Source organism: Rhodococcus sp. MSC1_016 (assembly GCF_023667485.2).
Taxonomy (GTDB): Bacteria; Actinomycetota; Actinomycetes; order Mycobacteriales; family Mycobacteriaceae; genus Rhodococcus_F; species Rhodococcus_F oxybenzonivorans.
Window position 1 is genome coordinate 3076668 of the sequence record NZ_JAMOZI020000001.1, and the last position, 21404, is coordinate 3098071.

Consider the following 21404-nt stretch of genomic DNA (forward strand, 5'->3'; position numbering starts at 1 on the left):
AGGATCTCGCGTGAATTCGCCCATCCGAGGCGCATTGTTCGACCCGACGTTCGGCGCCGGGGAGTTGTCGACGCTGCTCTCCGACCAGGCATGGGTGACCGCCATGGTCGAGGTGGAAGCTGCCTTGGCCAGGGCGGAGGGAAAATGCGGGGTCATCCCCACCATGTCCGCCGACACCATCTCGTCGTTGTTCGCGCGGTTGGTTGCCGAGGGCACCATCGACGTCGGTGACCTCGGTGAGGCAGCGGCGGCGGGCGGCAATCCCGTGATACCGCTCGTGAAACTTCTGCGTACCGAACTCACGGCCGCCGATCCTGCCGTCCCCGGAAGTCATGTCCACAAGGGTGCGACCAGTCAGGACATCCTCGATACTGCGCTCGTGCTTCTCGCCCGCCGAGCGGGCGCTCATGTGCTGGCATTGCTGGATGAGGCGCTCGTGTGCGCCGAGGCGCTGGCGCGGGCGCAACGCACCACGCCGATCGCCGGCCGCACGCTCGGACAGCAGGCACTGCCCACCACCTTCGGTGTTCTCGCCGCGGGCTGGATGACCGCACTGCACAGGGCTTCCCGCAACCTGGACGACGCGCTCATTGATCTGCCTGTGCAGCTCGGCGGCGCGGCAGGAACGTCGGCGGCCCTCTATCCGCACGGCCTCGAGGTCGCGGACGCCCTCGCCGACGAACTCGGCCTGCCGCGTCAGGACGTCCCGTGGCACACCGACCGCACACGCATCGCGATCCTCGCCTCGGCCCTCGGAACCGCGGCCGGTGCGGTCTCCAAGATCGCCACCGACATCGTCTTCCTCTCCGCCACCGAAATCGGAGAGGTCAGCGAGGGCACGCCCGGTGGTTCCTCCGCCATGCCACACAAACGTAACCCGGTGGCCGCCATCGCCGCCCGTGCCGGCGCCCGACGCGTTCCCGGCCTCGTCGCCACTGTCCTCGCCTCCATGGACCATGAGCAGCAACGGGCGGCGGGAGCTTGGCACGCCGAATGGGAAACACTCACGGACCTGCTGCGCCTCACCGGCGGGGCCGTCGCCCGCATCGCCGACTGCCTCGGCGACCTCGAGGTGCATCCCGACGCGATGGCCCGCAACCTCGACCTCACCGGGGGACTTCTGCTCGCCGAACGGGTCACCGGTGCCCTGTCCACGCGCACCCACAACGCGCGCGACCTCGTGACTGCCGCCTGCCGCACGGGACGTCCCCTCGACCAGGATCCCGCGCTTCTCGAACACCTCGAGGCGCACGAGATCCGCGCGCTTCTCGACCCGGCCGGCTACCTCGGCCACGCCTACGACATCGTCGACCGCGCACTGGACACAGTGACTCGCGGACGGGAAGGAACGCGATGACAGTCGCACTCGCCCATGAAGTCTCCGGCCCCAAAAACGGATCGCCCGACGCCCCCGTCGTGGTACTGCTCGGCTCCCTCGGCTCCAATCGGTCGATGTGGGATCCGCAGATCGCAGCGCTGTCCGACGACTGCCGGGTGGTCGCCGTCGATCAACGCGGCCACGGCGAGTCGCCCGCACCGGACGGGCCGTACTCCGTGCGCGAACTCTCCGAAGACGTCCTCGCGGTGCTCGATGTCCTCGATGTCGACGCCGCCCACATCGTGGGGCTCTCGATGGGCGGCGCCATCGCGCAATGGCTCGGAGCCCACGCTCCGCGCCGGGTGCTGTCCCTGTCGCTGATGTGCACTGCAGCGAAGTTCGGCGAACCGCACGCATGGGTGGAGCGTGCTGCCGCCTCGCGCACCGACGGTCCGGAGTCACTTGCGGATGCCGTCGTGGCACGGTGGTTCAGCGAGGGGCTCGCCAAGCGTGACCCCGAATTCGTGCGGCATTACCGCGAGATGATCGCGGTGACCTCCCCCGAGGGTTACGCCGCCTGCTGCGACGCTCTGGCCGATTGGGATTTCACCGCCGATCTCTCCCGCATCGCCGCACCCACGCTTGTTCTGGCCGGCGCCGAGGATCCGTCGACACCGCCGTCCGTCATGCAGGTGCTCGCCGACGGGATCGCGGGTGCTCGATTCGAAATCCTCTCCCCCGCTGCCCACGTGGCCAACCTCGAACAGACCGGTGCCGTCACCGCCTTGCTGCGCGAGCACATTCTCGGTGGTGGGTACGCACGCGGACGCCGGGCAGCGCACGCCGAGGGAATGAAGGTACGACGCTCCGTTCTCGGTGACGCACACGTCGATCGGTCGATCGAGGGGACCACAGAATTCACCGCACCATTCCAGGACTTCATCACCCGCACGGCCTGGGGTGACATCTGGGCACGGCCGGGCCTCGACCACACGACGCGGCGCCTTCTCACCATCGCCGTCCTCACCGCCGTCGGCAACGAGCACGAACTGGACATGCACATTCGCGCGGCGCTGCGCGGCGGCGTCGATGCGGACACGATCGGCGAAGTACTGCTGCACACCGCCGTCTATGCCGGTGTTCCCAACAGCAACCGAGGTTTTGCGCTCGGAAAGAAGGCCCTCGCCGACCTGTCGCCGGGTGACACCGAGGATGATTCGCAGACATGACCGCAACCGAACCGACGGAGAAGATTCTCCCCTCCCCCGACTACGTGCAGTCGCTGGCCCGTGGCCTCGCGGTGATCCGCTGCTTCGACCAGCAGAACCAGCGACGCACACTCAGCGATGTCGCCCGCGCGACCGATCTCACCCGGGCCACCGCGCGTCGCTTCCTGCTGACACTCGTCGAACTGGGGTACGTGGCCACCGACGGTTCGGCATTCTGGCTCACGCCGCGCGTACTCGAACTGGGCTATAGCTACCTGTCGAGCCTCTCGCTGCCCGAGGTCGCGCAGCCGCACCTCGAGAAGCTCAGTCACCAGGTGCACGAGTCGTCGTCGGTGTCGATTCTCGACGGCGACGACATCGTGTACGTCGCAAGAGTCCCGGTCAGCAGAATCATGACGGTGGGGATCACCATCGGCACGCGGTTCCCGGCCTACGCCACCTCGATGGGACGCGTGCTATTGGCCGGACTGTCCGACGAGGAACTCGACGCGTATCTCTCGCGGATCGAGATCGAGCCGCTCACCGAACGCACCATCAGCGCCCCCGCCGATCTGAGATCAGCAATTCTCGAGGTTCGGAAGAACGACTACTGCCTACTCGACCAGGAACTCGAGGCGGGGCTGCGCTCGATGGCTGCGCCCATTCGGTCGGCCTCCGGCGAGACGGTGGCGGCTGTCAACATCTCCACCCATGCTGCCCGGTACAGCCTCGACGACCTGTACTCCGATCTGATTCCCGCGCTGCGTCATGCCGCGCACGACATCGAACGCGACCTCGCCACCGTCAACCGCTGACGTGGTCCGTTCAGAACAGCTATGAAAGGTTTTCCATGCGTGACGTCGTCATCTGTGAGCCCCTGCGCACCCCGGTAGGGCGTTTCGGCGGAGTGTTCAAAGACCTCACTCCCCAAAGTCTCGCTGCCACCGTCATCACCGCACTCGTCGAACGAACCGGCATCGACGGCAGCGCGATCGACGACGTCATCCTCGGTCAAGCATCTCCGGGCGGTGAGGCTCCGGCGATCGGCCGGATCGCCGCGCTCGACGCCGGCCTCGGTATCGACGTTCCCGGGATGCAGGTGGATCGCCGATGCGGATCCGGCCTGCAGGCGGTCATCACCGCGGTACTGCAGGTCGCGTCCGGTGGCAACGACCTGGTCCTCGCCGGCGGTACCGAATCGATGAGCCAGGCCGAGTTCTACACCCACCCCAACATTCGCTGGGGAGTGAAGGGCGAGGGTGTGCAGCTCGCCGACCGTCTCGCCCGCGCTCGCGTCACCGCAGGCGGCGACAACTTCCCCGTTCCGGGCGGCATGATCGAGACTGCCGAGAATCTGCGCGCAGAGTTCGACATCAGCCGCGAAGATCAGGACGCGCTCGCAGTGCAGTCGCATCAGCGGGCGGTGGCGGCGCAGCGGGCCGGCCGGTTCGCCGAGGAAATCGTCGGTGTCACTGTGCCGCAACGAAAGTCCGACCCCGTCGTGGTGGACACCGACGAGCACCCGCGGGCCGACACCACGGTGGAGTCGCTGTCGAAGCTCCGCGCCATCCGCTCCAAGATCGACTCTGAATCCACTGTCACCGCCGGCAACGCCAGCGGGCAGAACGACGGTGCCGCCGTGTGCATCGTGACGACCGCCGAGAAGGCCAAGGAGCTCGGGCTGAGGCCGCTCGCCCGTATGGCGTCCTGGGCAGTGGCCGGAGTTCCACCGCGCACCATGGGCATCGGTCCTGTGCCGGCGACGGAGAACGCCCTCGGACAACTCGGACTGTCGTTGTCCGACATGGGCGTAATCGAGCTGAACGAGGCCTTCGCCGCGCAGACCCTCGCGGTGCTCAGAACCTGGGACCTCGAACCCACCGACGAGCGGCTCAACCCCAACGGATCGGGCATCTCCCTCGGGCATCCCGTCGGTGCCACCGGTGGGCGGATCCTCGCCACCCTGCTGCGGGAAATGGACCGCCGCGAAACCCGCTACGGACTCGAAACGATGTGCATCGGAGGCGGCCAGGGACTCGCCGCCGTTTTCGAACGAGTCTGACTTCGTCTCCCTCGCAGACCCAGCCGTTCAACCCCTCGCGCGCACATCGATGTGATCAGTGCACCCGAATTTTTCTGGGGCTCAGAAGTTGAGTTGCCTGAGGACAGTACAGCCGGTGTCTGATCGGGTGGCTCGAGGCTGGTCTCCGTCACCTTCGAACATCCAGTGCGCGGTAGTGGTAGCCGTTCTGCGTCCCGCTGACCACTCTCTCGGGTTCGAAGGTGACGTGCTGTCCTGGCGTCAGCGAACGGGAGCCTGGGCCCGCGACGGTACTGAAATACGTCCACGCGCCACCGGGGGGGTGGTGTCGGAATCGATGATGCCCTGCATCCTCTACTCCGGCTGTATAAGCCAACTCGGGCTATTGACTCGAACACGTGTTCGAAGTAGGATTTGAACATGGGGATCGGGGAGGATATCCAGGGGGCATTGCCGGACGAGATTCTGGCAACTGCGGTCGGTGATGCGTGGCGTCTGGCCGAGGCCGAGTTGCTCGCATCGGTGGTTGCTGTGTCGGAGGAGATTCAGCGACTCGAGGCGTTGCGGGTCAGGCTGGTCGGTGCCGTCGACCAGCGCTGCAAGGTCGATGTGCTGGGATTTCCGAACACCAAGATGTGGCTGGCCTCCAAGACGTTGCTCGAGGTGGGAGCGGCGGGACGAATCGTGATGTTGGGACGCGGTTTACGTTCCCAACCGGAAATCGCGGACGCATACTTCGACACCACCATGTCGGCGGAGCACACCGCACTGATCATGAAATTCTGCGAGCGGCCGCCCAAAGGCATGCCACTCGAAGCGATGGACGACTGCCGAAACGCGTTGCTGTACGCGGCGAGCGGTCCTACCGCCAACACCGACGCCGTGCGTGCCGTCATCGCCCGACTCGAACGCGCCTTCGAATCCGACGACCCGCCGCCCGCCGAAGACACCGAACTCAACGAATTCCACGCCTCCAGAACACTCAACGGACGCGTCGCCGTCAAAGGCGACCTCGACGCCGTCACCGGCGAAATGCTGCTCTCCGCGCTCTCCGGACTCTCCCAGCCGCGACCCGCGCAGGACGGAACCACAGACACCCGCACCCCCGGACAGCGCAGGGCCGACGGGTTCACCGAACTGCTGCGCCGGTACCTCAACGCCGCAATCGCCGGCGAAGAAGGCGGAGAACGACCCCACGTCTCCCTCCACATCAACATCAAAGACCTCGCCGACCACGCCGACCACGCCAACCACGCCAGCGCAGAAGATCAGCGCGGCGCCTGCGCGAGGGACGCGTCGCTGTTTGCGGTCGACGGGGTCGCGTGGACCGAGTGGATGGGACCGCTGAGCCTGCGAGCGGCTCGGCTCCTCAGCTGCGACTCGATCTACACGCCGATCGTCCTCGACGACCACGGCGCGCCACTCGATCTCGGCACCACCACCCGGACAGTGACCAAACGACAACGAAAAGCGCTGGTCGCGCGAGATCGAGGATGCGCATTTCCCGGATGCGGTGCGCCACCGTCATGGTGCGAGGGCCACCACATCATTCCGTGGTCCAAAGGTGGGCCCTCCGACATGGACAACCTGGTGCTGCTCTGCGGGTTCCATCACCGACTGCTCCACCACAGCGACTGGGAGATCGAAATGGGGGCAGACCGGCACCCCGTCTTCATCCCGCCCCGGCAAGTCGACTGGGAGCGCACACCCATACCCGCGCACAACCAGGCCCGACCCCGAGCGGCCTGACCCCCGAGGCGCGACACACACTTGCCGACTCTGCAACAGGACCACTCCTGTTGCAGAGCCGTCATGCCGTCATGCCGTCATGCCGAGCGCCAAGCGCCAAGCGCAGACTGCATCGACCTTGGTCCTCACCAACCCACCAAACCCGTTGCGATCAGCAACCCGGAGACAAGGACGCCCCGAAGACAAGGACATCCCTAAGACAAGGACATCGCTGGCCGATGTTGCCGCCCAACTTCCCTGCCTGCGAAGGACCCGCCACGGGTCACGACGGTGATGCGGCGAGGGCGGCGCTGTCCTCTTCGGCGAGCAGCCGCCGCATGTGCTCCTGCATCCGGAGTGCGTCGGGCTCGAGTCCGGTGAAGATGCGGAAGGAATCGACCGCCTGTCCGACGGCCATTCCGATGCCGCTGAGGGTGCGCGCCCCGATGTCGCGGGCGCGTCGCAGAAGCTCAGTTTCCGCCGGCCGGTAGACGACGTCGGCAACCCAAAGATCGGGCCGGAGCAGTTCAGCATCCAGCGCCATACCGGGATGCTGCGCCATTCCGAGCGGGGTTGCATTGATGAGACCTTGCGCTTGCCCGATAGCGGCAGGCACGGCGGAGAGGTCACCGGAGACGACGACGCGGTCCGGGAACATGGCGGCGAGTGAATCCCGCAGCAGCTGTGCGCGGGTTGCGTCGGCATCGATGATCGTGAAGTGCAGGACCCCACGGGTCAGCGCCGCGTATGCGACGGCCGCGCCCGCGCCGCCTGCGCCGAGCTGGACCACACGATCGGTCGGCGCACCGCCGAGGCCCTCGTCCATGTTCCGCGCGAATCCGGACCAGTCGGTGTTGTGGCCGATGAGCCGTCCATTAGCGATGTGCACCGTGTTGACCGCGCCGAGCGTGCGCGCATCGTCCGACAGGTCGTCGAGCAACGGGATGACGGCCTGCTTGCAGGGATGCGTGATGTTGAGACCATCGAATCCGAGCAGCTTCGCCGAGGCGAGGAGCCGCGGCAACGCATCCTCACCCAGCGCGAGTGTGTCGAGATCGAGAATGCGGTAGACGTACCCGACCCCCTGCGCCTGACCCTCCGCCTCGTGCAGAGGAGGCGTCAGGGACTTCGAGATTCCCGAACCGATGAGCCCACACAGGTACGACGGGCGGGATACGGCAACGGTGTCGAGGTCGGGAGAAATCATGGTGCTCACTTCCGGGGAGAGGACTTGCAAGAGCTAATTAACTATCTAGTGAGTTATGTCACGGTAGCATACCTCCATACCGCGCGAAAGCAACAGCGATGAACAGGAGTTCTCGGGATGACACGAAGTGACGCTACGGAGAAGACACCCCGGCACGAGGGTGCCAAACGCACTCGAAATCCCGAGAAGACCAAGGAGGACATTCTGCGCGTGGCTATGAAGGAGTTCGCCGACAAAGGTTTGTCCGGTGCCCGCATCGACGAGATCGCAGCCAAGACCGCCACGACGAAGCGGATGCTCTACTACTACTTCGGCGACAAGGACGGCCTGTATCGAGCGGTGCTCCAGCGCGCGTACGAGGAGATTCGCTACGAAGAGTCGCAGCTCGACGTCGACCACCTCGATCCGTCGGAGGCGATAAGAGCGCTCGCCGAGTTGACCTTCGATCACCACGAGGCGCACCCCGACTTCATCCGGCTGGTCGCCATCGAGAACACGAATCGGGGCGCGAATCTCAGCCAGGCCGAGGGCCTACAGGAAACGCAGACCCCCGCCATCCGCACACTCGAGAAGATTCTTCAGCGCGGGCAGGATGCCGGAATCTTCCGTGCTGATACCACCGCCCTAGACATTCACATGCTCATCAGCGCGTATTGCGTCTTTCGCGTAGCCAACCGGTACACCTTCAAGGCGCTGTTCGACTGGGATCTCACGGGCGCCGAGAACCGCCCCCACCTGCGCACGATGCTCGGTGACGTCGTCCTCGCCTACCTTCAGCAGCCCGGAAAATTATGAACTAACCATTTCGACCATTATTGACGAGAGCGTGTGACGGGGGTTACCTTGCTTGCACGACCTTCGAACAGCCGCTCGCCGAGCGCAGCCTGTTCGCCCTCCTCGCTCCCCAGGAGTATCGATGACCATCGACTACGGCACCGGCGTCTCCGGTCGAGGCGGTGACGGCAACGGCCGTTCCGCCGTCGACCCCAACGCCGATCCCACCAACGCGAAAAAGGCCGCGAAAGCCGCCTTCTTCGGCAGCCTGCTCGAGTACTACGACTTCTATATTTTCGCCTCGGCTGCTGCGCTGGTGTTCCCCCACGTGTTCTTCGAAGGCTCGAAGAACCCGCTGTTGCTGTCGCTGGCCACCTTCGGCATCTCTTACGTCGCACGTCCGGTCGGTGCGGTATTCGTCGGACACTTCGGCGACCGGGCCGGGCGCAAGAAGGTGATGATGTTCTGCCTGGTGCTCATGGGGGTCGTGACCTTCCTGATCGGTTGTCTGCCTTCTTCGGAAACCGCGGGCATGGTGGGACCGGCACTCCTGGTTCTTCTGCGTATCTGTCAGGGCATCTCCGCTGCCGGCGAGCAGTCGGGAGCCGGTTCCCTCACCCTCGAGCACTCCCCCGCCCACCGTCGCGGATTCTTCTGCAGCTGGACCTTGACGGGCACCCAGGCCGGCTTCATCGTCGCCAGCCTCGCGTTCATCCCGGTCGCCGCGATGCCGGACGAGACCCTCTACAGCTGGGGCTGGCGTGTCCCGTTCTGGTGCAGCCTCCTCGTCCTCGTCGTCGCCTACATCGTGCGTCGCAAGCTCGAAGAGCCCGAGATCTTCATTGCCAACAAGGAGGCATTGGACGAGACCCCCGCGCCGCTTCCCGTCGTCGACCTGTTCCGCACGCACTGGCGTGACGTACTGCGGGTCGTGTTCTGCGCATTCATCGCCGTCGTCAGCACCGTCTTCTCCGTGTTCGGTCTCGCGTACGCCACCACTCCGGAAATCGGGATGAGCCGGACCACCATGCTGTGGGTCGCGATCGCCGCCAACTGCGTGGCACTCATCTCACAGCCGCTGCTCGGCATCCTGTCCGACCGGATCGGCCGCAAGCCCGTCTTCATCGGCGGCGCGATCGGCTCCGCCGCCGGAATCTTCCTGTACTTCGCCGCGATCGGCACCGGCAACGTCACACTGATCTTCCTCGCCGGAATCCTGCTCATGGGTGGCGTGTACGCCGGGACCAACGCCATCTGGCCCGCCTTCTACGCCGAAATGTTCTCGTCCCGAGTTCGCTATTCCGGCATGGCGATCGGCACGCAGCTCGGGTTCGCGCTCGCCGGATTCGCCCCGACCATCGCCCAGGCACTCCGCGGTGCCGACCCCAAGAACTGGGTGCCCGTCGCAGTCTTCACAGCAGTGTGCGCACTCGTCGCCGGAGCCTCCGCCGCCACCGCGAAGGAGAACTCGCGCACCCCGCTCCTCGAACTCGACAAGGAAGACGTCGCGCTCGCGAAGCTGAAGGTCTGATCTCCTCGCGACGACCGAGCGCGCCCGGCACCTTGCCGGGCGCGTTCTTTCGTGTCGAGGCACCGGACTCGAGGCCTATTTGTCGACGACGGTCGTGTCGAAGCTGTAGCGAGACGCCCGGTAGCAGTGGCTACCGCATTCGACAGCGCGGCCGGAATCGTCGAAGGCAGTCCGGTTCACGGTCAGCAACGGTGCACCGGCCTTCTCGTCGAGCAGCAGCGCCTCGGCGTCGGTCGCCAGTGATGCGCCGATCCGCTGCCGAGCCAACCGAATCTGCACTCCGCGGGCTCGCAGCGCGGCATACAACCCGGACTCTTCCAGTTCCTCCGGGTCCGGCGCGAGGGCGATCGGGAGGAAGTTCGTCAACAGCGCGAGAGGCTCCCCGTTGGCGCTGCGGAGTCGCCGGATGCACGCCACTTCCGCACCGTGCTCCAGGCCGAGTTCGGCCGCGACGTTCGCTCCGGGCGCCGTCACGCGAAACTCGAGCAGCGTGGTGGTGGGGCTCTGCCCCGTCCTGGTGAGGTCGTCGAACAGACTCGTCAGCTCCACCGGCCGGTGCATCGTGCTGTGCACCACCTGCGTCCCCACACCGCGCTTTCGGACGAGCAACCCCTTGTCGACGACTTCCTGGATCGCCCGCCGAGTTGTGGGGCGTGAGAGATTGAGACGCTTGGCGAGTGAGAGTTCGTTCTCGAATCGATCTCCCGGCGCGAGTTCGCCTGCGATGATCGCTTTCTCGATACTTTGTGCCAGCTGAAAGTAGAGCGGGATCGGGCTGGATCTGTCGAGCTCGACTGCGAGCTGTGCACTCACGGATCACTCCGATCCTCGTCCTCGGCCAGAGCGGCGCTGAAAAGACTAACACCGGGTGAACGTTACGTCTTAATGTCAGGACAAAGCGTTGACAGTGCGCGCGATGTGGAGAACAGTCTCCATCAGATCTCACCGCCTGCGCAGAGCGCCGCAACGACCTCCCCGGGAGTCAGCATTGACCACGGACAGCACGCAACGCAGCCGCCCCTGCTGGGATGTTCTCGCTATCGGTCGTTGTGGGGTCGACCTTTACCCTCTGCAGACCGGGGTCGGGCTCGAGCAGGTAGAGACGTTCGGCAAGTTCCTCGGCGGCAGCGCAGCCAATGTCTCCGTCGCCGCCGCGCGCCTGGGTTGCCGCAGTGCCCTCATCTCCGGCGTCGGCGATGATCCATTCGGACGGTTCGTGCGCTCGGCGCTCACCGACCTCGGAGTAGACAGTCGTTACGTGCACATCGACTCCGCGTACCCGACACCGGTCACGTTCTGTGAGATCTTTCCCCCGGACCACTTTCCGCTGTATTTCTACCGCAAGCCCACGGCCCCCGACTTGCAGATCTCCCCCGAGCACATCAACACCGCCGCAGTGCGAGAGGCGAAGCTGTACTGGTCCACGGCGACCGGACTGTCCGAGGAACCGAGTCGTAGTGCTCATTTCGCGGCCTGGCAATCGCGCGGCCGTCGGCAGCACACCGTTCTCGATCTCGATTACCGGCCGATGTTCTGGGCCTGCGCGGCCGACGCCACCGCGCAGATTCAGCGCGCTCTCCGACACGTCACCGTTGCGGTGGGCAACCGGGAAGAATGTGAGATCGCGGTCGGTGAGACCGACGCGGACAACGCCGCCGACGCACTCCTCGACTTCGGTGTCGAACTCGCGATAGTGAAACAGGGCCCGCATGGTGTGCTCGGAAAGACGCGCAGCCAGCGCGTCACTGTGCCCGCGATCGACGTGCAGGTGGTCAACGGACTCGGCGCGGGTGACAGCTTCGGCGGCTCCCTGTGCCACGGACTTCTGTCCGGATGGCCGCTCGAGAAAGTACTGCGTTACGCCAACGCAGCAGGAGCGATTGTGGCGTCCCGCCTCGAATGCTCCACGGCGATGCCGACGGCCGAAGAGGTACGCGCACGTGCCGAAGTCGACACTGCGGAGGTCATCGATGTCTGAAACGTTCGTCCCCCGTGCGCATCGCGCCTCGCCACTGACCGCGCCGGAGGGGATGCGATGAGCAGCAAGTATTACCTGCCCGTCGGCTCGGCCGCCACCGGTCCGTTCGACCTCGAGGTGACGCCCGCATCCGCGGGCTGGACCGAGTCGAGCTTGCGCGTCCTGACGCTTCCTCTCGACGGTTCTGCGGAATTCGACACCGGCGCAGAAGAAATTCTCGTCGTTCCCCTCTCGGGATCGGTGAGGGTGTCCTGCGCGACCGAGGAGTTCGTCCTCGCCGGGCGACGATCGGTGTTCGACGGCCCCACCGACTTCGCGTATGTCGGCATCGACTCCGCCTACCGGGTGACGGCCTCGAACGGTGGACGCTTCGCGCTCTGCGGCGCCCGGGCACGGCAAAAGTTCCCGTTCCGGTATGTCCCCGCCGCGGACGTATCCGTGGAATTGCGCGGTGCGGGCAGCTGCAGCCGGCAGGTGCACAACTTCGCGACCGCCGACCGGTTCGACGCAGATTCGATCATCGCGTGCGAGGTGATCACGCCCGGCGGCAACTGGTCGTCGTATCCGAGCCACAAGCACGACGAAAACAGCGCTGTCGAATCCCAGCTGGAGGAGATCTACTATTTCGAGATCGCCCAGGCACATTCGCGGACACCAGATTTCAGTGGCACCGGATTCGGCTACCACCGCGTCTACGGCACACCAGAGCGGCCCATCGAGGTGCTCGAGGAAGTACGAACCGGCGACGTGGTCCTCGTTCCGCACGGGTATCACGGCCCGTCGATTGCCGCACCCGGCCACCACATGTACTACCTGAACGTCATGGCCGGTCCCGGCGACGAGCGATCCTGGAAGATCTGCGACGACCCGGCGCACGCCTGGGTCCGCACCAGTTGGGAGCACCAGACCGTCGATCCCCGCCTGCCCTTGCACCGCTCCACCTTTCCGAAAGGAGCATGACGTGGTGTCCACCGCGCCTCGATCGGCGAACGAAGATCCCGACGCCGAGGGCACCGTGCACCTCACTGTGGCCCAGGCGGCCCTCAGGTTCCTCGAAAACCAGTATGTGGAGCGGGACGGCGTACGGAACCGGTTCTTCGCCGGTTGCCTCGGCATCTTCGGCCACGGCAACGTGGCCGGTGTGGGACAGGCGCTGCTGCAGGCGGAGATCGACGCCGCCGAAGCCGGGACCATACCCGAGTTGCCCTACGTGCCCGGCCGCAACGAGCAGGCGATGGTGCACACAGCCGTCGCGTACGCACGCCAGAAGAACCGCCTGCAGACGTGGGTGGTATCCAGCAGTGTCGGGCCGGGCTCGACCAACATGCTTACCGGTGCGGCACTCGCCACGATCAACCGGTTGCCGGTGCTACTGCTGCCTGCCGACACATTCGCGACCCGTGCGAGTGCCCCGGTTCTCCAGGAACTCGAATTGCCGTCCAGCGGTGATGTCACCGTCAACGACGCCTTCAAGCCGCTGTCGCGATACTTCGACCGGGTGTGGCGCCCGGAGCAGCTGTCCGCGGCGCTGCTCGGAGCGATGCGCGTGCTGACCGACCCGGCCGAAACCGGCGCCGCCACGGTCGCTATTCCGCAGGACGTTCAGGCACACGCATTCGACTGGCCGCGCTCGCTCTTCGCCCCGCGCACCTGGCACGTCGCGCGGCCCCTGCCCGAACGGTCCGTGCTCACCCGCGTTGCGGATATCATTCGCTCGGCACAGAATCCGCTCATCATCGCCGGTGGTGGTGTCATCTACTCCGGTGCGACCGACGCCCTCGCAGCGTTCGTCGAGCAGACCGGCGTCGCTGTCGGTCTGACGCAGGCAGGCAAGGGATCGCTCGCTTCCGATCACCCACAGTCGCTGGGAGCCATCGGCTCGACCGGAACCACGGCAGCCAACACGTTGGCCGCCGATGCCGATGTGGTCATCGGCATCGGTACCAGGTACAGCGATTTCACGACGGCGTCGCGGACCGCGTTCGCACACCCGAACGTGCAGTTCGTCAATATCAATGTGGCATCGCTCGATTCGGTGAAACAGGGCGGAGTCAGCGTCATCGCGGATGCTCGAGAGGCCCTCGAGGCGCTCGGCCCCTTGCTCGGCGACTATTGCGTGTCCCAGGAGTACCGCACTTGGACACGCGAGCTCGTATCCCGCTGGGAAGCGAAAGTCGAGTCGGTGTACCGCATCACCGACGACACTCGGCAGGTGAACCAGAGCCAGGTGATCGGCTTGGCGAACACCCTGTCGGACCCACGTGACGTCGTGGTCGGTGCCGCCGGTTCCCTGCCCGGCGACCTCCACAAGCTGTGGCGGACGCGCGATGCGAAGGGCTACCACGTCGAATACGGCTTCTCCTGCATGGGATACGAGATCGCCGGCGGAGTCGGCGTCAAAATGGCCTGTCCCGACCGCGACGTCTTCGTCATGGTCGGTGACGGTTCGTACCTCATGATGGCCAACGAGCTGGTGACTGCAGTGCAGGAAAATCTCAAGCTCATCGTCATCCTGGTGCAGAATCACGGTTTCGCCTCGATCGGATCGCTCTCCGAGTCGGTGGGGTCCCAGAGATTCGGCACAGAGTACCGTCGCCGCGGCGGATCGGGCCGGCTCGACGGCGAGGTACTCCCGGTCGACTTGGCAGCCAACGCAGCCAGTCTCGGCGTAGATGTCATTCGCGTGAAGACAGCTGCGGAGTTCGCTGACGCCGTCAAAGTCGCGAAGGCCGGCGAGACGACTACTGTCATTCACGTGGAAACCGATCCGCGTTCCCCTGGCCCGGACAGTGAATCCTGGTGGGACGTTCCGGTGTCTTCCACGTCCACGCTCGACTCGACCCGAACCGCCTACGAGACGTACGCACAGTGGAAGAAGATCCAACGCCCCTTCCTGCGGCCCTCCGGAAACTAGAGCGACTACCCAAGAACTCGAAAGGAGCCCCGACATGAGCGCCATCCGCGTCGGATCAGCCCCTGATTCCTGGGGTGTCTGGTTCGCCGACGACCCGCGGCAGATTTCTTACGACCGCTTCCTCGACGAGGTGTCCGCGGCAGGTTACGAATGGATCGAACTGGGCCCGTACGGCTACCTGCCCACCCAGCCGGAGAAGCTGCGTGACGAACTCGACGCCCGCGGCCTGAAACTTTCCGCCGGGACGGTGTTCGAGCACTTGCATCGACCCGATTCCCGGGAAGCCGTCTGGTCCCGGATCGAGGAAGTCGCCGCCCTCACTGCGGCTGTCGGTGGCCGGCACGTCGTCGTGATCCCCGAGATGTGGCGCGATCCGGGCAGCGGCAAGGTCCTCGAAGATCGCAGCCTCACCACGGAGCAATGGACGAAGAAGACCGCAGGAATGAACGAGCTGGGCAAGCGAATGTTCGAGCAGTACGGCGTCGAAGCCCAGTACCACCCGCACGCCGACAGCCATATCGACACGGAGGAGCGGGTGTATCGTTTTCTCGATGCCACCGACGAAAAATTCGTCAATCTGTGCCTCGACACCGGGCACATCAGTTACCGCGGTGGCGACAATCTCGCGATCATCGAGCGCGCGGCCGAGCGTATCGGCTACTTGCACCTCAAGCAGGTCGATCCCGAGGTCCGGGCCACGGTCGAAGCCGGCGACCTGCCGTTCGGTGAAGCCGTGCAGCTCGCCGTCATGATCGAGCCTCCGCTGGGAATCCCGGACATGCCGTCTGTCCTCGCGGCGATCGACACGCTCGATATAGACGTATTCGCCATCGTCGAGCAAGACCTCTATCCCTGCGCCCCCCACGTCCCCTTGCCGATCGCGCAACGCACTCGAATGTATCTGGAGAGCTGCGGGATAGGTTCCGTTCGCTTCCACTGACAACGTCAGGAGTTCGTTCCCCGATGACCGCAAGCCGGAGCCTCCGCATCGCCGTACTGGGCGTCGGAATGATGGGCGCCGATCACGTCAGACGCATTACCTCCACAATTTCCGGTGCCCGGGTCGCGGTGGTCAACGACTACGTCGTCGAGAAGGCTGCGCGACTCGCCGCGACCATCCCGGATTGCCGCGTCGTCGAAGATCCGCTCGATGCGATCGCGGATCCGGACGTCGACGCCGTACTGCTGGCCAGTCCCGGCCCGGCCCATGAGAAGCAACTGCTTGCGTGCCTCGAGCACGGCAAGCCGGTGATGTGCGAGAAGCCCCTCACTACCGACGTCGCCACATCACTCGAAGTGGTCGCGCGTGAAGCGGAACTGGGCACGAAGCTCATACAAGTGGGTTTCATGCGCCGATTCGATCCCGAGTACCGCCAACTCGCGGCCCTCCTCCACTCGGGCCAATTGGGTCGCCCCCTGCTCCTGCACTGCATCCACCGAAACCCGAGCGTGCCAACTCATTTCGACAGCGCGATGATCGTCAAGGATTCGCTGGTGCACGAGGTCGATGTGACCCGCTTCCTGCTGAACGAGGAGATCTCCTCCGTTCAGATCATCACGCCCAGACCCAACCCGCGAGCACCGGAGGGCCTGCGGGATCCGCAGATCGCTCTGTTCACCACCACGTCCGGCATGCACGTCGACGTGGAGGTGTTCGTCACCACCGGGGTCGCCTACGAGGTCCGGACAGAGGTTGTCGGGGAATCGGGTAGCGCAATGATCGGTCTCGACGTAGGACTGATTCGTACGAGCACGCCCGGCATTCGAAGCGGTCGGATCACGCGGACCTTCACGGAGCGGTTCGGGCAGGCCTACGACATCGAGATTCAGCGGTGGGTCGATGCTGTCCGCTCGGGATCCAGGACGGGCAACTACATCGACGGGCCGGACGCATGGGACGGTTACGCGGCCGCCGCAGTGTGCGCTGCGGGGGTCGAGTCACTCGAGACCGGTGAGCGCGTCACGGTGGAGATGGTCCAGCGAACCACGATCCGGAGTCCGGACCGCCGGTAACTGACGCCGCGCCCGCCCCTCAGCCGGCCACCCTCAGCCGGCCGCCCGCAGCTGGGCGGCCAAGCGCATCGCCGAGTTGGCGTCGCCGTAGCCCTCGTACCCGCTGATCCGCTGCACCACCTCGAAGAACAGGTCGGCGCCCACCGTCCTGGTGAACACGTGGAAGAACTCCCCGTGCGGATCGGCGTCGTACATGATGCCCGAACTGCTCATCCGGTCCAGCAACTCCCGCGACAGCCCGAACCGGGCCTCGAGGTCGTCGTAGTAGTTCGGTGAGATCGACAACGGCTCGAACCCGTTGGACTGCATCGCGGCCGCCGCGGTGAAAATGTCGCTGCACGAGAACGCCACATGGCTGATCCCACCACGCCTGGTCGCGGCGATGTGCGAATTGCCGGGCGCTGCGCCCGGAACCATGTTCAGGGAGATGCGCAGCGGCCGGTCGACACCGTCGGCACCCGTCTGATCCATCGTCAGTGCCTGACTGCGCATCATTCCGACCGCGTCGGTGACGTCGAGGCCCTCGTGCGGCGCCATCGCAAACACCGACCGCAGCAGCAGCATGATGCCGTCCCAGTTGTCGGACGGCACCGCCAGGGCCACATGGTCGACACCCGTGAAGACGGGAACGTCGTCCTGCCACCGCGACTCGGTGGGATACAGGTCGAACGCCGATTGCCACGCAGCCGCACTCCCGGGCCCTCGCAGGTCCAGCGAGGTGGCATCGGTGATTTTCAGCCGCACTACGTCTGACTCGGGAGCCGTGTCCACGCCCGGCAACTGAACCTCGTGCACCGGCACCTCGAGCGCTGCCGCCCGCTCACCCCATGCATCCGGGTCGCTCGACCGGATGCCGATCTGGGTGAGCACCGGCAAGTGCGCAGGCAGGCCCGGGGCAGTCCACACGGTGCCGGCCGTGGCGTCGACGACGACGGTCAACGGCCCGTGCCGCCACAACTGGAGGTCGTGGTTGCGATGCCGCCCGGCTAGCTGAAAACCGATGTGCTGCAGTGCCTGCCGCAGTTCCGCTTCTTTGCCGGGACCCGCCGCGAGGCGCAAGGACACGATTCCCTCGAGCGGCGCGCGGGGCGGTGGCCGGAAGAGGACCGGCCCGCCGTCGGCCTCTTCGCCGCGTTCCGCCAGAACCCGGCCGACTTCCTCCTGCAGATACAACAACGAACGGTGAGCGTCTGCCGCCGTGCGGCCGGTGGACGACTGGCGGAACGTGTCGTTGAATATTTCGAGTGACCACGGGCCCTGGTACCCCGCCGCCTGCACGTGCGCGCCGAACGCCGCAAGGTCGAAGTTTCCTTGCCCCGGGAAGTTCCGGTGATGCCGACTCCACTGCAGGACATCCATCGACAGGCGTGGTGCGTCCGCGAGTTGCAGGAAGAAGATTTTCTCGCCCGGGATGTCGCGGATACCCGAGGGGTCGTCGCCGCGCGAGAGGATGTGGAAGCTGTCGAGACAGGTTCCGAGGGCGGGATGGTCCGCGTCCGCCACGATCTTCCACGCATGACGATAGGTGTTGACGTGCGTTCCCCAAGCCAGCGCCTCGTACGCGATCCGCAGTCCACGGGCGTGCGCACGTTCGGCAAGAGTGTGGAGTTGCGCGGTGAGAAGACCGTCGTCGCGTACCGCCTCCGGCAACGGAGACGAGCAGACCAGCATGGTGTCGCAGCCGAGCTGCTCCATGATGTCGAATTTGCGTTCGGCCCGGACCAGGTTGCGGGCGAAGGTGGCATCGTCCGTCGAATCGAGGTCACGGAACGGCTGATAGAGATCTAGTGTGAGCCCGAGATCGGTTGCGCGGGTTGCGAGTTCACGTGGAGACCACGGCGAGCTCACGAAGTCCGGTTCGAACACCTCGAACCCGTCGAAACCCGCGGCGGCGATCGCGGCGACCTTCTCCTCCAGCGACCCGCTGAGGGAGACGGTGGCGACACTTGTCCGGATCCGCTCTGCCACGACGTACTCAGCCCTTGTTGCAGATGAAGTCGACGGCCAGCCCGTACCCGATAATGCCCAGCCCGGCGATCACGCCAGTGGCAACGCCGGAGACGTACGAGTGTCGCCGGAATTCCTCGCGCGCGTGAACATTGCTGATGTGGACCTCCACCAACGGCACCTCGAGCGTGACGAGCGCATCGCGTAGCGCCACCGAGGTGTGGGTGTATCCACCGGGGTTGATCACCACACCCGACGCAGTGGTCCGCGCTTCGTGCACCCAGTCGATCAGTTGGCCCTCGTGATTGGACTGACGAGCCACGATCTCCCGACCGGCCCGCGCAGCCGAGGTGCGACAGAGTTCGACGACGTCATCGAGCGTCTCGGATCCGTACACCTCGGGCTGGCGCTGCCCGAGCAGGTTCAGGTTGGGGCCGTTCAGAACGAAGATCGGTCCTGGAGCTGTCATCGCGCGCGTTACCTCCGTATGTACGAACTAGTGAGTTAGTCCGCAATCAGGATACAGCGCGCCTCCGCCTACGCGGACTTGTCCCGGCGTTCCCCGCGGTCGGGCTTACGCGGAACGATGGTCGGCAGAACGTTGTCGTTGACCGTTTCGGCGCTGACCACGACCTTTTCGACATCATCGCGACTCGGGATGTCGTACATGACCGGGAGAAGAACTTCTTCCATGATCGCGCGGAGACCGCGGGCACCGGTGCCACGAAGAATCGCTTGGTCGGCGATGGCCTCGAGCGCGTCCGTGGTGAACTCCAACTCCACGCCGTCCATGTCGAAGAGCCGGTTGTACTGCTTGACCAGCGCGTTCTTCGGCTCGGACAGGATCTGGACGAGCGATTCCTTGTCGAGGTTGGTGACCGACGCTACCACCGGCAAGCGACCGATGAACTCGGGAATCAGACCGAACTTGATCAGGTCTTCGGGCATGACCTCGGCGAAGTGGTCCTGCGTATCGATCTCCGCCTTGGAACGCACCTCGGCGCCGAAGCCGATTCCACGCTTGCCGACCCGGTCGGAGACGATCCGCTCGAGTCCGGCGAAGGCGCCGGCCACGATGAAGAGCACGTTGGTGGTGTCGATCTGGATGAATTCCTGATGGGGGTGCTTACGCCCGCCCTGCGGAGGCACGCTCGCCTGCGTTCCCTCGAGGATCTTCAGAAGCGCCTGCTGCACGCCTTCACCGGACACATCGCGTGTGATCGACGGGTTCTCGCTCTTGCGGGCGATCTTGTCGACCTCGTCGATGTAGATGATGCCGGTCTCGGCGCGCTTGACGTCGTAATCGGCGGCCTGGATCAGCTTGAGCAGGATGTTCTCGACGTCTTCACCCACGTAACCGGCCTCGGTGAGTGCCGTGGCGTCGGCGATCGCGAACGGGACGTTGAGCATCTTCGCCAACGTCTGAGCAAGGTAGGTCTTGCCACAGCCGGTCGGGCCGAGCATGAGGATGTTCGACTTGGCCAGCTCGACCGTCTCACCACGCGCGTCACGACCCTTGTCACCGGCCTGGATGCGCTTGTAATGGTTGTAGACGGCGACAGCGAGGGTCCGCTTGGCGGCGTCCTGGCCGATCACGTAATTTTCGAGAAAGTCCCGGATCTCGGCAGGCTTCGGCAGCTCGTCGAGCTTCACCTCGCTGGACTCTGCCAGCTCCTCTTCGATGATCTCGTTGCAGAGGTCGATGCACTCGTCGCAGATGTACACCCCAGGCCCCGCAATGAGCTTTTTGACCTGCTTCTGGCTCTTACCGCAGAAAGAGCACTTGAGCAGATCCCCGCCGTCACCGATGCGTGCCATCTCGTCAGGTCCCTACTTCCCTCGTTTACGTGCAACCACCGAATCCCGATGACACGCGTGCTGCGCACCACCGAAAACGAAAGCCCGTTATGTGACCGTACCCGCAGATCGCGAGCGAGGTCGACTGGTTGTCGGTGATTCGCTCGCCGATCTTCCGGGAACGCCAGCCTTACCGACGCCGCACCCGGCCCGTCGCAACTCCACCCTCACGGCGTGTCGCCCGAGCCGGGGCGGCAATACATCACTTCTGGGCGCTGAGTTTGCGGTACTCGAGCACGTCGTCGATGATCCCGTATTCCTTCGCCTCTTCGGCGGTGAGGATCTTGTCGCGATCGGTGTCCTTGCGGATCACATCCGGCGTCTTGCCGGTGTGCTTCGACAGGGTCGTCTCCATCAGGCGGCGCATGCGCTCGATCTCGGCTGCCTGAATCTCGAGGTCGGACACCTGGCCCTGGATGCCGCCAGAGGCCGGCTGGTGGATGAGGACGCGAGCGTTCGGCAGCGCCAGGCGCTTACCGGGCGACCCGGCCGCCAGCAGCACGGCCGCCGCCGACGCCGCCTGACCCAGGCACACCGTGGTGATGTCGGCGCGCACGTACTGCATGGTGTCGTAGATCGCCATCAACGAGGTGAACGAACCACCCGGGGAGTTGATGTACATCGTGATGTCGCGATCGGGGTCGAGCGACTCCAGGACGAGCAACTGAGCCATCACGTCGTTGGCCGAGGCATCGTCGACCTGGACGCCGAGGAAGATGATGCGCTCCTCGAACAGCTTGTTGTACGGGTTGGACTCTTTGACGCCATAGCTCGAGTGCTCGATGAACGACGGCAGAATGTAGCGCGACTGCGGGGCGGCGGGCGCCTGGCCTCCCAGGTTGCGGGGATCGAACAGGTTGGTCATCAGTTCTCCAAGGATGTGTGGGA

General features: G+C 65.2%; 18 protein-coding genes. 12 read left to right on the forward strand and 6 right to left on the reverse strand.

Features of this window, described 5'->3' with window-relative positions:
* Positions 1-10 precede the first annotated feature (10 nt).
* From pcaB to L1080_RS14225, 5 genes are all read left to right on the forward strand, one after another.
* Positions 11-1357 carry a 3-carboxy-cis,cis-muconate cycloisomerase gene (gene pcaB / locus L1080_RS14205; protein ID WP_250771349.1) on the forward strand — a complete coding sequence of 449 codons (1347 nt, stop codon included), beginning with the start codon at positions 11-13 and terminating at the stop codon, positions 1355-1357.
* Positions 1354-2547 (forward strand): bifunctional 3-oxoadipate enol-lactonase/4-carboxymuconolactone decarboxylase PcaDC, encoded by a 1194-nt coding sequence (pcaDC, locus tag L1080_RS14210; protein ID WP_250771346.1) that lies wholly within the window; start codon positions 1354-1356, stop codon positions 2545-2547. The genes pcaB and pcaDC overlap by 4 nt, the downstream gene beginning before the upstream one ends.
* Entirely contained in the window at positions 2544-3341 is a 798-nt protein-coding gene (locus L1080_RS14215; RefSeq protein ID WP_109328878.1) for an IclR family transcriptional regulator, read from the forward strand. The genes pcaDC and L1080_RS14215 overlap by 4 nt, the downstream gene beginning before the upstream one ends.
* 35 nt (positions 3342-3376) lie before the next feature.
* On the forward strand, positions 3377-4588 hold the full coding sequence (locus tag L1080_RS14220) for an acetyl-CoA C-acetyltransferase (RefSeq protein WP_250771343.1): 1212 nt from the start codon (positions 3377-3379) through the stop codon (positions 4586-4588).
* Between the two features lie 399 nt (positions 4589-4987).
* A complete protein-coding gene (locus tag L1080_RS14225) occupies positions 4988-6316 on the forward strand; it encodes an HNH endonuclease signature motif containing protein (RefSeq protein WP_250771340.1) in 1329 nt (442 codons plus the stop codon).
* A gap of 262 nt (positions 6317-6578) precedes the next feature.
* Here L1080_RS14225 and L1080_RS14230 read toward each other — a convergent pair whose 3' ends face one another.
* Positions 6579-7502, reverse strand: coding sequence for a shikimate dehydrogenase (locus tag L1080_RS14230; protein WP_250771337.1), 924 nt, complete (start codon positions 7500-7502; stop codon positions 6579-6581).
* Between the two features lie 117 nt (positions 7503-7619).
* Here L1080_RS14230 and L1080_RS14235 point away from each other — a divergent pair, with 117 nt between their 5' ends.
* Positions 7620-8297, forward strand: coding sequence for a TetR/AcrR family transcriptional regulator (locus tag L1080_RS14235; protein ID WP_159921351.1), 678 nt, complete (start codon positions 7620-7622; stop codon positions 8295-8297).
* A 121-nt stretch (positions 8298-8418) separates the two neighbouring features.
* Positions 8419-9807: an MFS transporter gene (locus L1080_RS14240; protein ID WP_250771334.1), complete on the forward strand. Its 1389-nt coding sequence runs from the start codon at positions 8419-8421 to the stop codon at positions 9805-9807.
* 75 nt (positions 9808-9882) lie between these two features.
* On the opposite strand, the gene L1080_RS14245 is transcribed toward L1080_RS14240, so the two are convergent.
* Positions 9883-10620, reverse strand: a complete 738-nt coding sequence (locus L1080_RS14245; protein WP_250771330.1) for a GntR family transcriptional regulator — start codon at positions 10618-10620, stop codon at positions 9883-9885.
* A gap of 175 nt (positions 10621-10795) precedes the next feature.
* On the opposite strand from L1080_RS14245, the gene iolC reads away from it, so the two are divergent.
* Genes iolC through L1080_RS14270 form a run of 5 tightly spaced genes read left to right on the forward strand, consistent with a single transcriptional unit; the run spans position 10796 to position 16712 of the window.
* Positions 10796-11785 (forward strand): 5-dehydro-2-deoxygluconokinase, encoded by a 990-nt coding sequence (gene iolC, locus L1080_RS14250; RefSeq protein ID WP_250771326.1) that lies wholly within the window; start codon positions 10796-10798, stop codon positions 11783-11785.
* A gap of 57 nt (positions 11786-11842) precedes the next feature.
* The gene (iolB, locus tag L1080_RS14255; protein WP_250771322.1) at positions 11843-12745 is read left to right on the forward strand and encodes a 5-deoxy-glucuronate isomerase; all 903 of its coding nucleotides are present in this window, start codon (positions 11843-11845) and stop codon (positions 12743-12745) included.
* Position 12746: 1 nt separating this feature from the next.
* Positions 12747-14699 carry a 3D-(3,5/4)-trihydroxycyclohexane-1,2-dione acylhydrolase (decyclizing) gene (gene iolD, locus L1080_RS14260; RefSeq protein WP_250771319.1) on the forward strand — a complete coding sequence of 651 codons (1953 nt, stop codon included), beginning with the start codon at positions 12747-12749 and terminating at the stop codon, positions 14697-14699.
* Positions 14700-14733: 34 nt separating this feature from the next.
* Positions 14734-15639 (forward strand): sugar phosphate isomerase/epimerase family protein, encoded by a 906-nt coding sequence (locus L1080_RS14265; protein ID WP_159921341.1) that lies wholly within the window; start codon positions 14734-14736, stop codon positions 15637-15639.
* Positions 15640-15662: 23 nt separating this feature from the next.
* The gene (locus L1080_RS14270) at positions 15663-16712 is read left to right on the forward strand and encodes a Gfo/Idh/MocA family protein (RefSeq protein ID WP_159921339.1); all 1050 of its coding nucleotides are present in this window, start codon (positions 15663-15665) and stop codon (positions 16710-16712) included.
* 33 nt (positions 16713-16745) lie between these two features.
* On the opposite strand, the gene L1080_RS14275 is transcribed toward L1080_RS14270, so the two are convergent.
* The 4 genes from L1080_RS14275 to L1080_RS14290 all read right to left on the reverse strand — a co-directional run bounded on the left by L1080_RS14275 (position 16746) and on the right by L1080_RS14290 (position 21381).
* On the reverse strand, positions 16746-18680 hold the full coding sequence (locus tag L1080_RS14275) for a sugar phosphate isomerase/epimerase and 4-hydroxyphenylpyruvate domain-containing protein (RefSeq protein ID WP_250771316.1): 1935 nt from the start codon (positions 18678-18680) through the stop codon (positions 16746-16748).
* 7 nt (positions 18681-18687) lie between these two features.
* The gene (gene aroQ, locus L1080_RS14280) at positions 18688-19128 is read right to left on the reverse strand and encodes a type II 3-dehydroquinate dehydratase (protein WP_250771313.1); all 441 of its coding nucleotides are present in this window, start codon (positions 19126-19128) and stop codon (positions 18688-18690) included.
* A 68-nt stretch (positions 19129-19196) separates the two neighbouring features.
* Complete coding sequence (clpX, locus tag L1080_RS14285) at positions 19197-20477, reverse strand: ATP-dependent Clp protease ATP-binding subunit ClpX (RefSeq protein ID WP_109328853.1); 1281 nt, start codon at positions 20475-20477, stop codon at positions 19197-19199.
* Positions 20478-20718: 241 nt separating this feature from the next.
* On the reverse strand, positions 20719-21381 hold the full coding sequence (locus L1080_RS14290; protein ID WP_109328851.1) for an ATP-dependent Clp protease proteolytic subunit: 663 nt from the start codon (positions 21379-21381) through the stop codon (positions 20719-20721).
* Positions 21382-21404: the final 23 nt, after the last annotated feature.

What these genes read in the sequence shown, in the direction of transcription:
- L1080_RS14230 (WP_250771337.1), bottom strand. Translation starts at nt 7,502, where the DNA reads ATGATTTCTCCCGACCTCGACACCGTTGCCGTATCCCGCCCGTCGTAC.
- pcaDC (WP_250771346.1), top strand. Translation starts at nt 1,354, where the DNA reads ATGACAGTCGCACTCGCCCATGAAGTCTCCGGCCCCAAAAACGGATCG.
- L1080_RS14270 (WP_159921339.1), top strand. Translation starts at nt 15,663, where the DNA reads ATGACCGCAAGCCGGAGCCTCCGCATCGCCGTACTGGGCGTCGGAATG.
- L1080_RS14220 (WP_250771343.1), top strand. Translation starts at nt 3,377, where the DNA reads ATGCGTGACGTCGTCATCTGTGAGCCCCTGCGCACCCCGGTAGGGCGT.
- clpX (WP_109328853.1), bottom strand. Translation starts at nt 20,477, where the DNA reads ATGGCACGCATCGGTGACGGCGGGGATCTGCTCAAGTGCTCTTTCTGC.
- L1080_RS14265 (WP_159921341.1), top strand. Translation starts at nt 14,734, where the DNA reads ATGAGCGCCATCCGCGTCGGATCAGCCCCTGATTCCTGGGGTGTCTGG.
- L1080_RS14240 (WP_250771334.1), top strand. Translation starts at nt 8,419, where the DNA reads ATGACCATCGACTACGGCACCGGCGTCTCCGGTCGAGGCGGTGACGGC.
- L1080_RS14290 (WP_109328851.1), bottom strand. Translation starts at nt 21,381, where the DNA reads ATGACCAACCTGTTCGATCCCCGCAACCTGGGAGGCCAGGCGCCCGCC.
- iolB (WP_250771322.1), top strand. Translation starts at nt 11,843, where the DNA reads ATGAGCAGCAAGTATTACCTGCCCGTCGGCTCGGCCGCCACCGGTCCG.
- L1080_RS14215 (WP_109328878.1), top strand. Translation starts at nt 2,544, where the DNA reads ATGACCGCAACCGAACCGACGGAGAAGATTCTCCCCTCCCCCGACTAC.
- L1080_RS14225 (WP_250771340.1), top strand. Translation starts at nt 4,988, where the DNA reads ATGGGGATCGGGGAGGATATCCAGGGGGCATTGCCGGACGAGATTCTG.
- L1080_RS14235 (WP_159921351.1), top strand. Translation starts at nt 7,620, where the DNA reads ATGACACGAAGTGACGCTACGGAGAAGACACCCCGGCACGAGGGTGCC.
- aroQ (WP_250771313.1), bottom strand. Translation starts at nt 19,128, where the DNA reads ATGACAGCTCCAGGACCGATCTTCGTTCTGAACGGCCCCAACCTGAAC.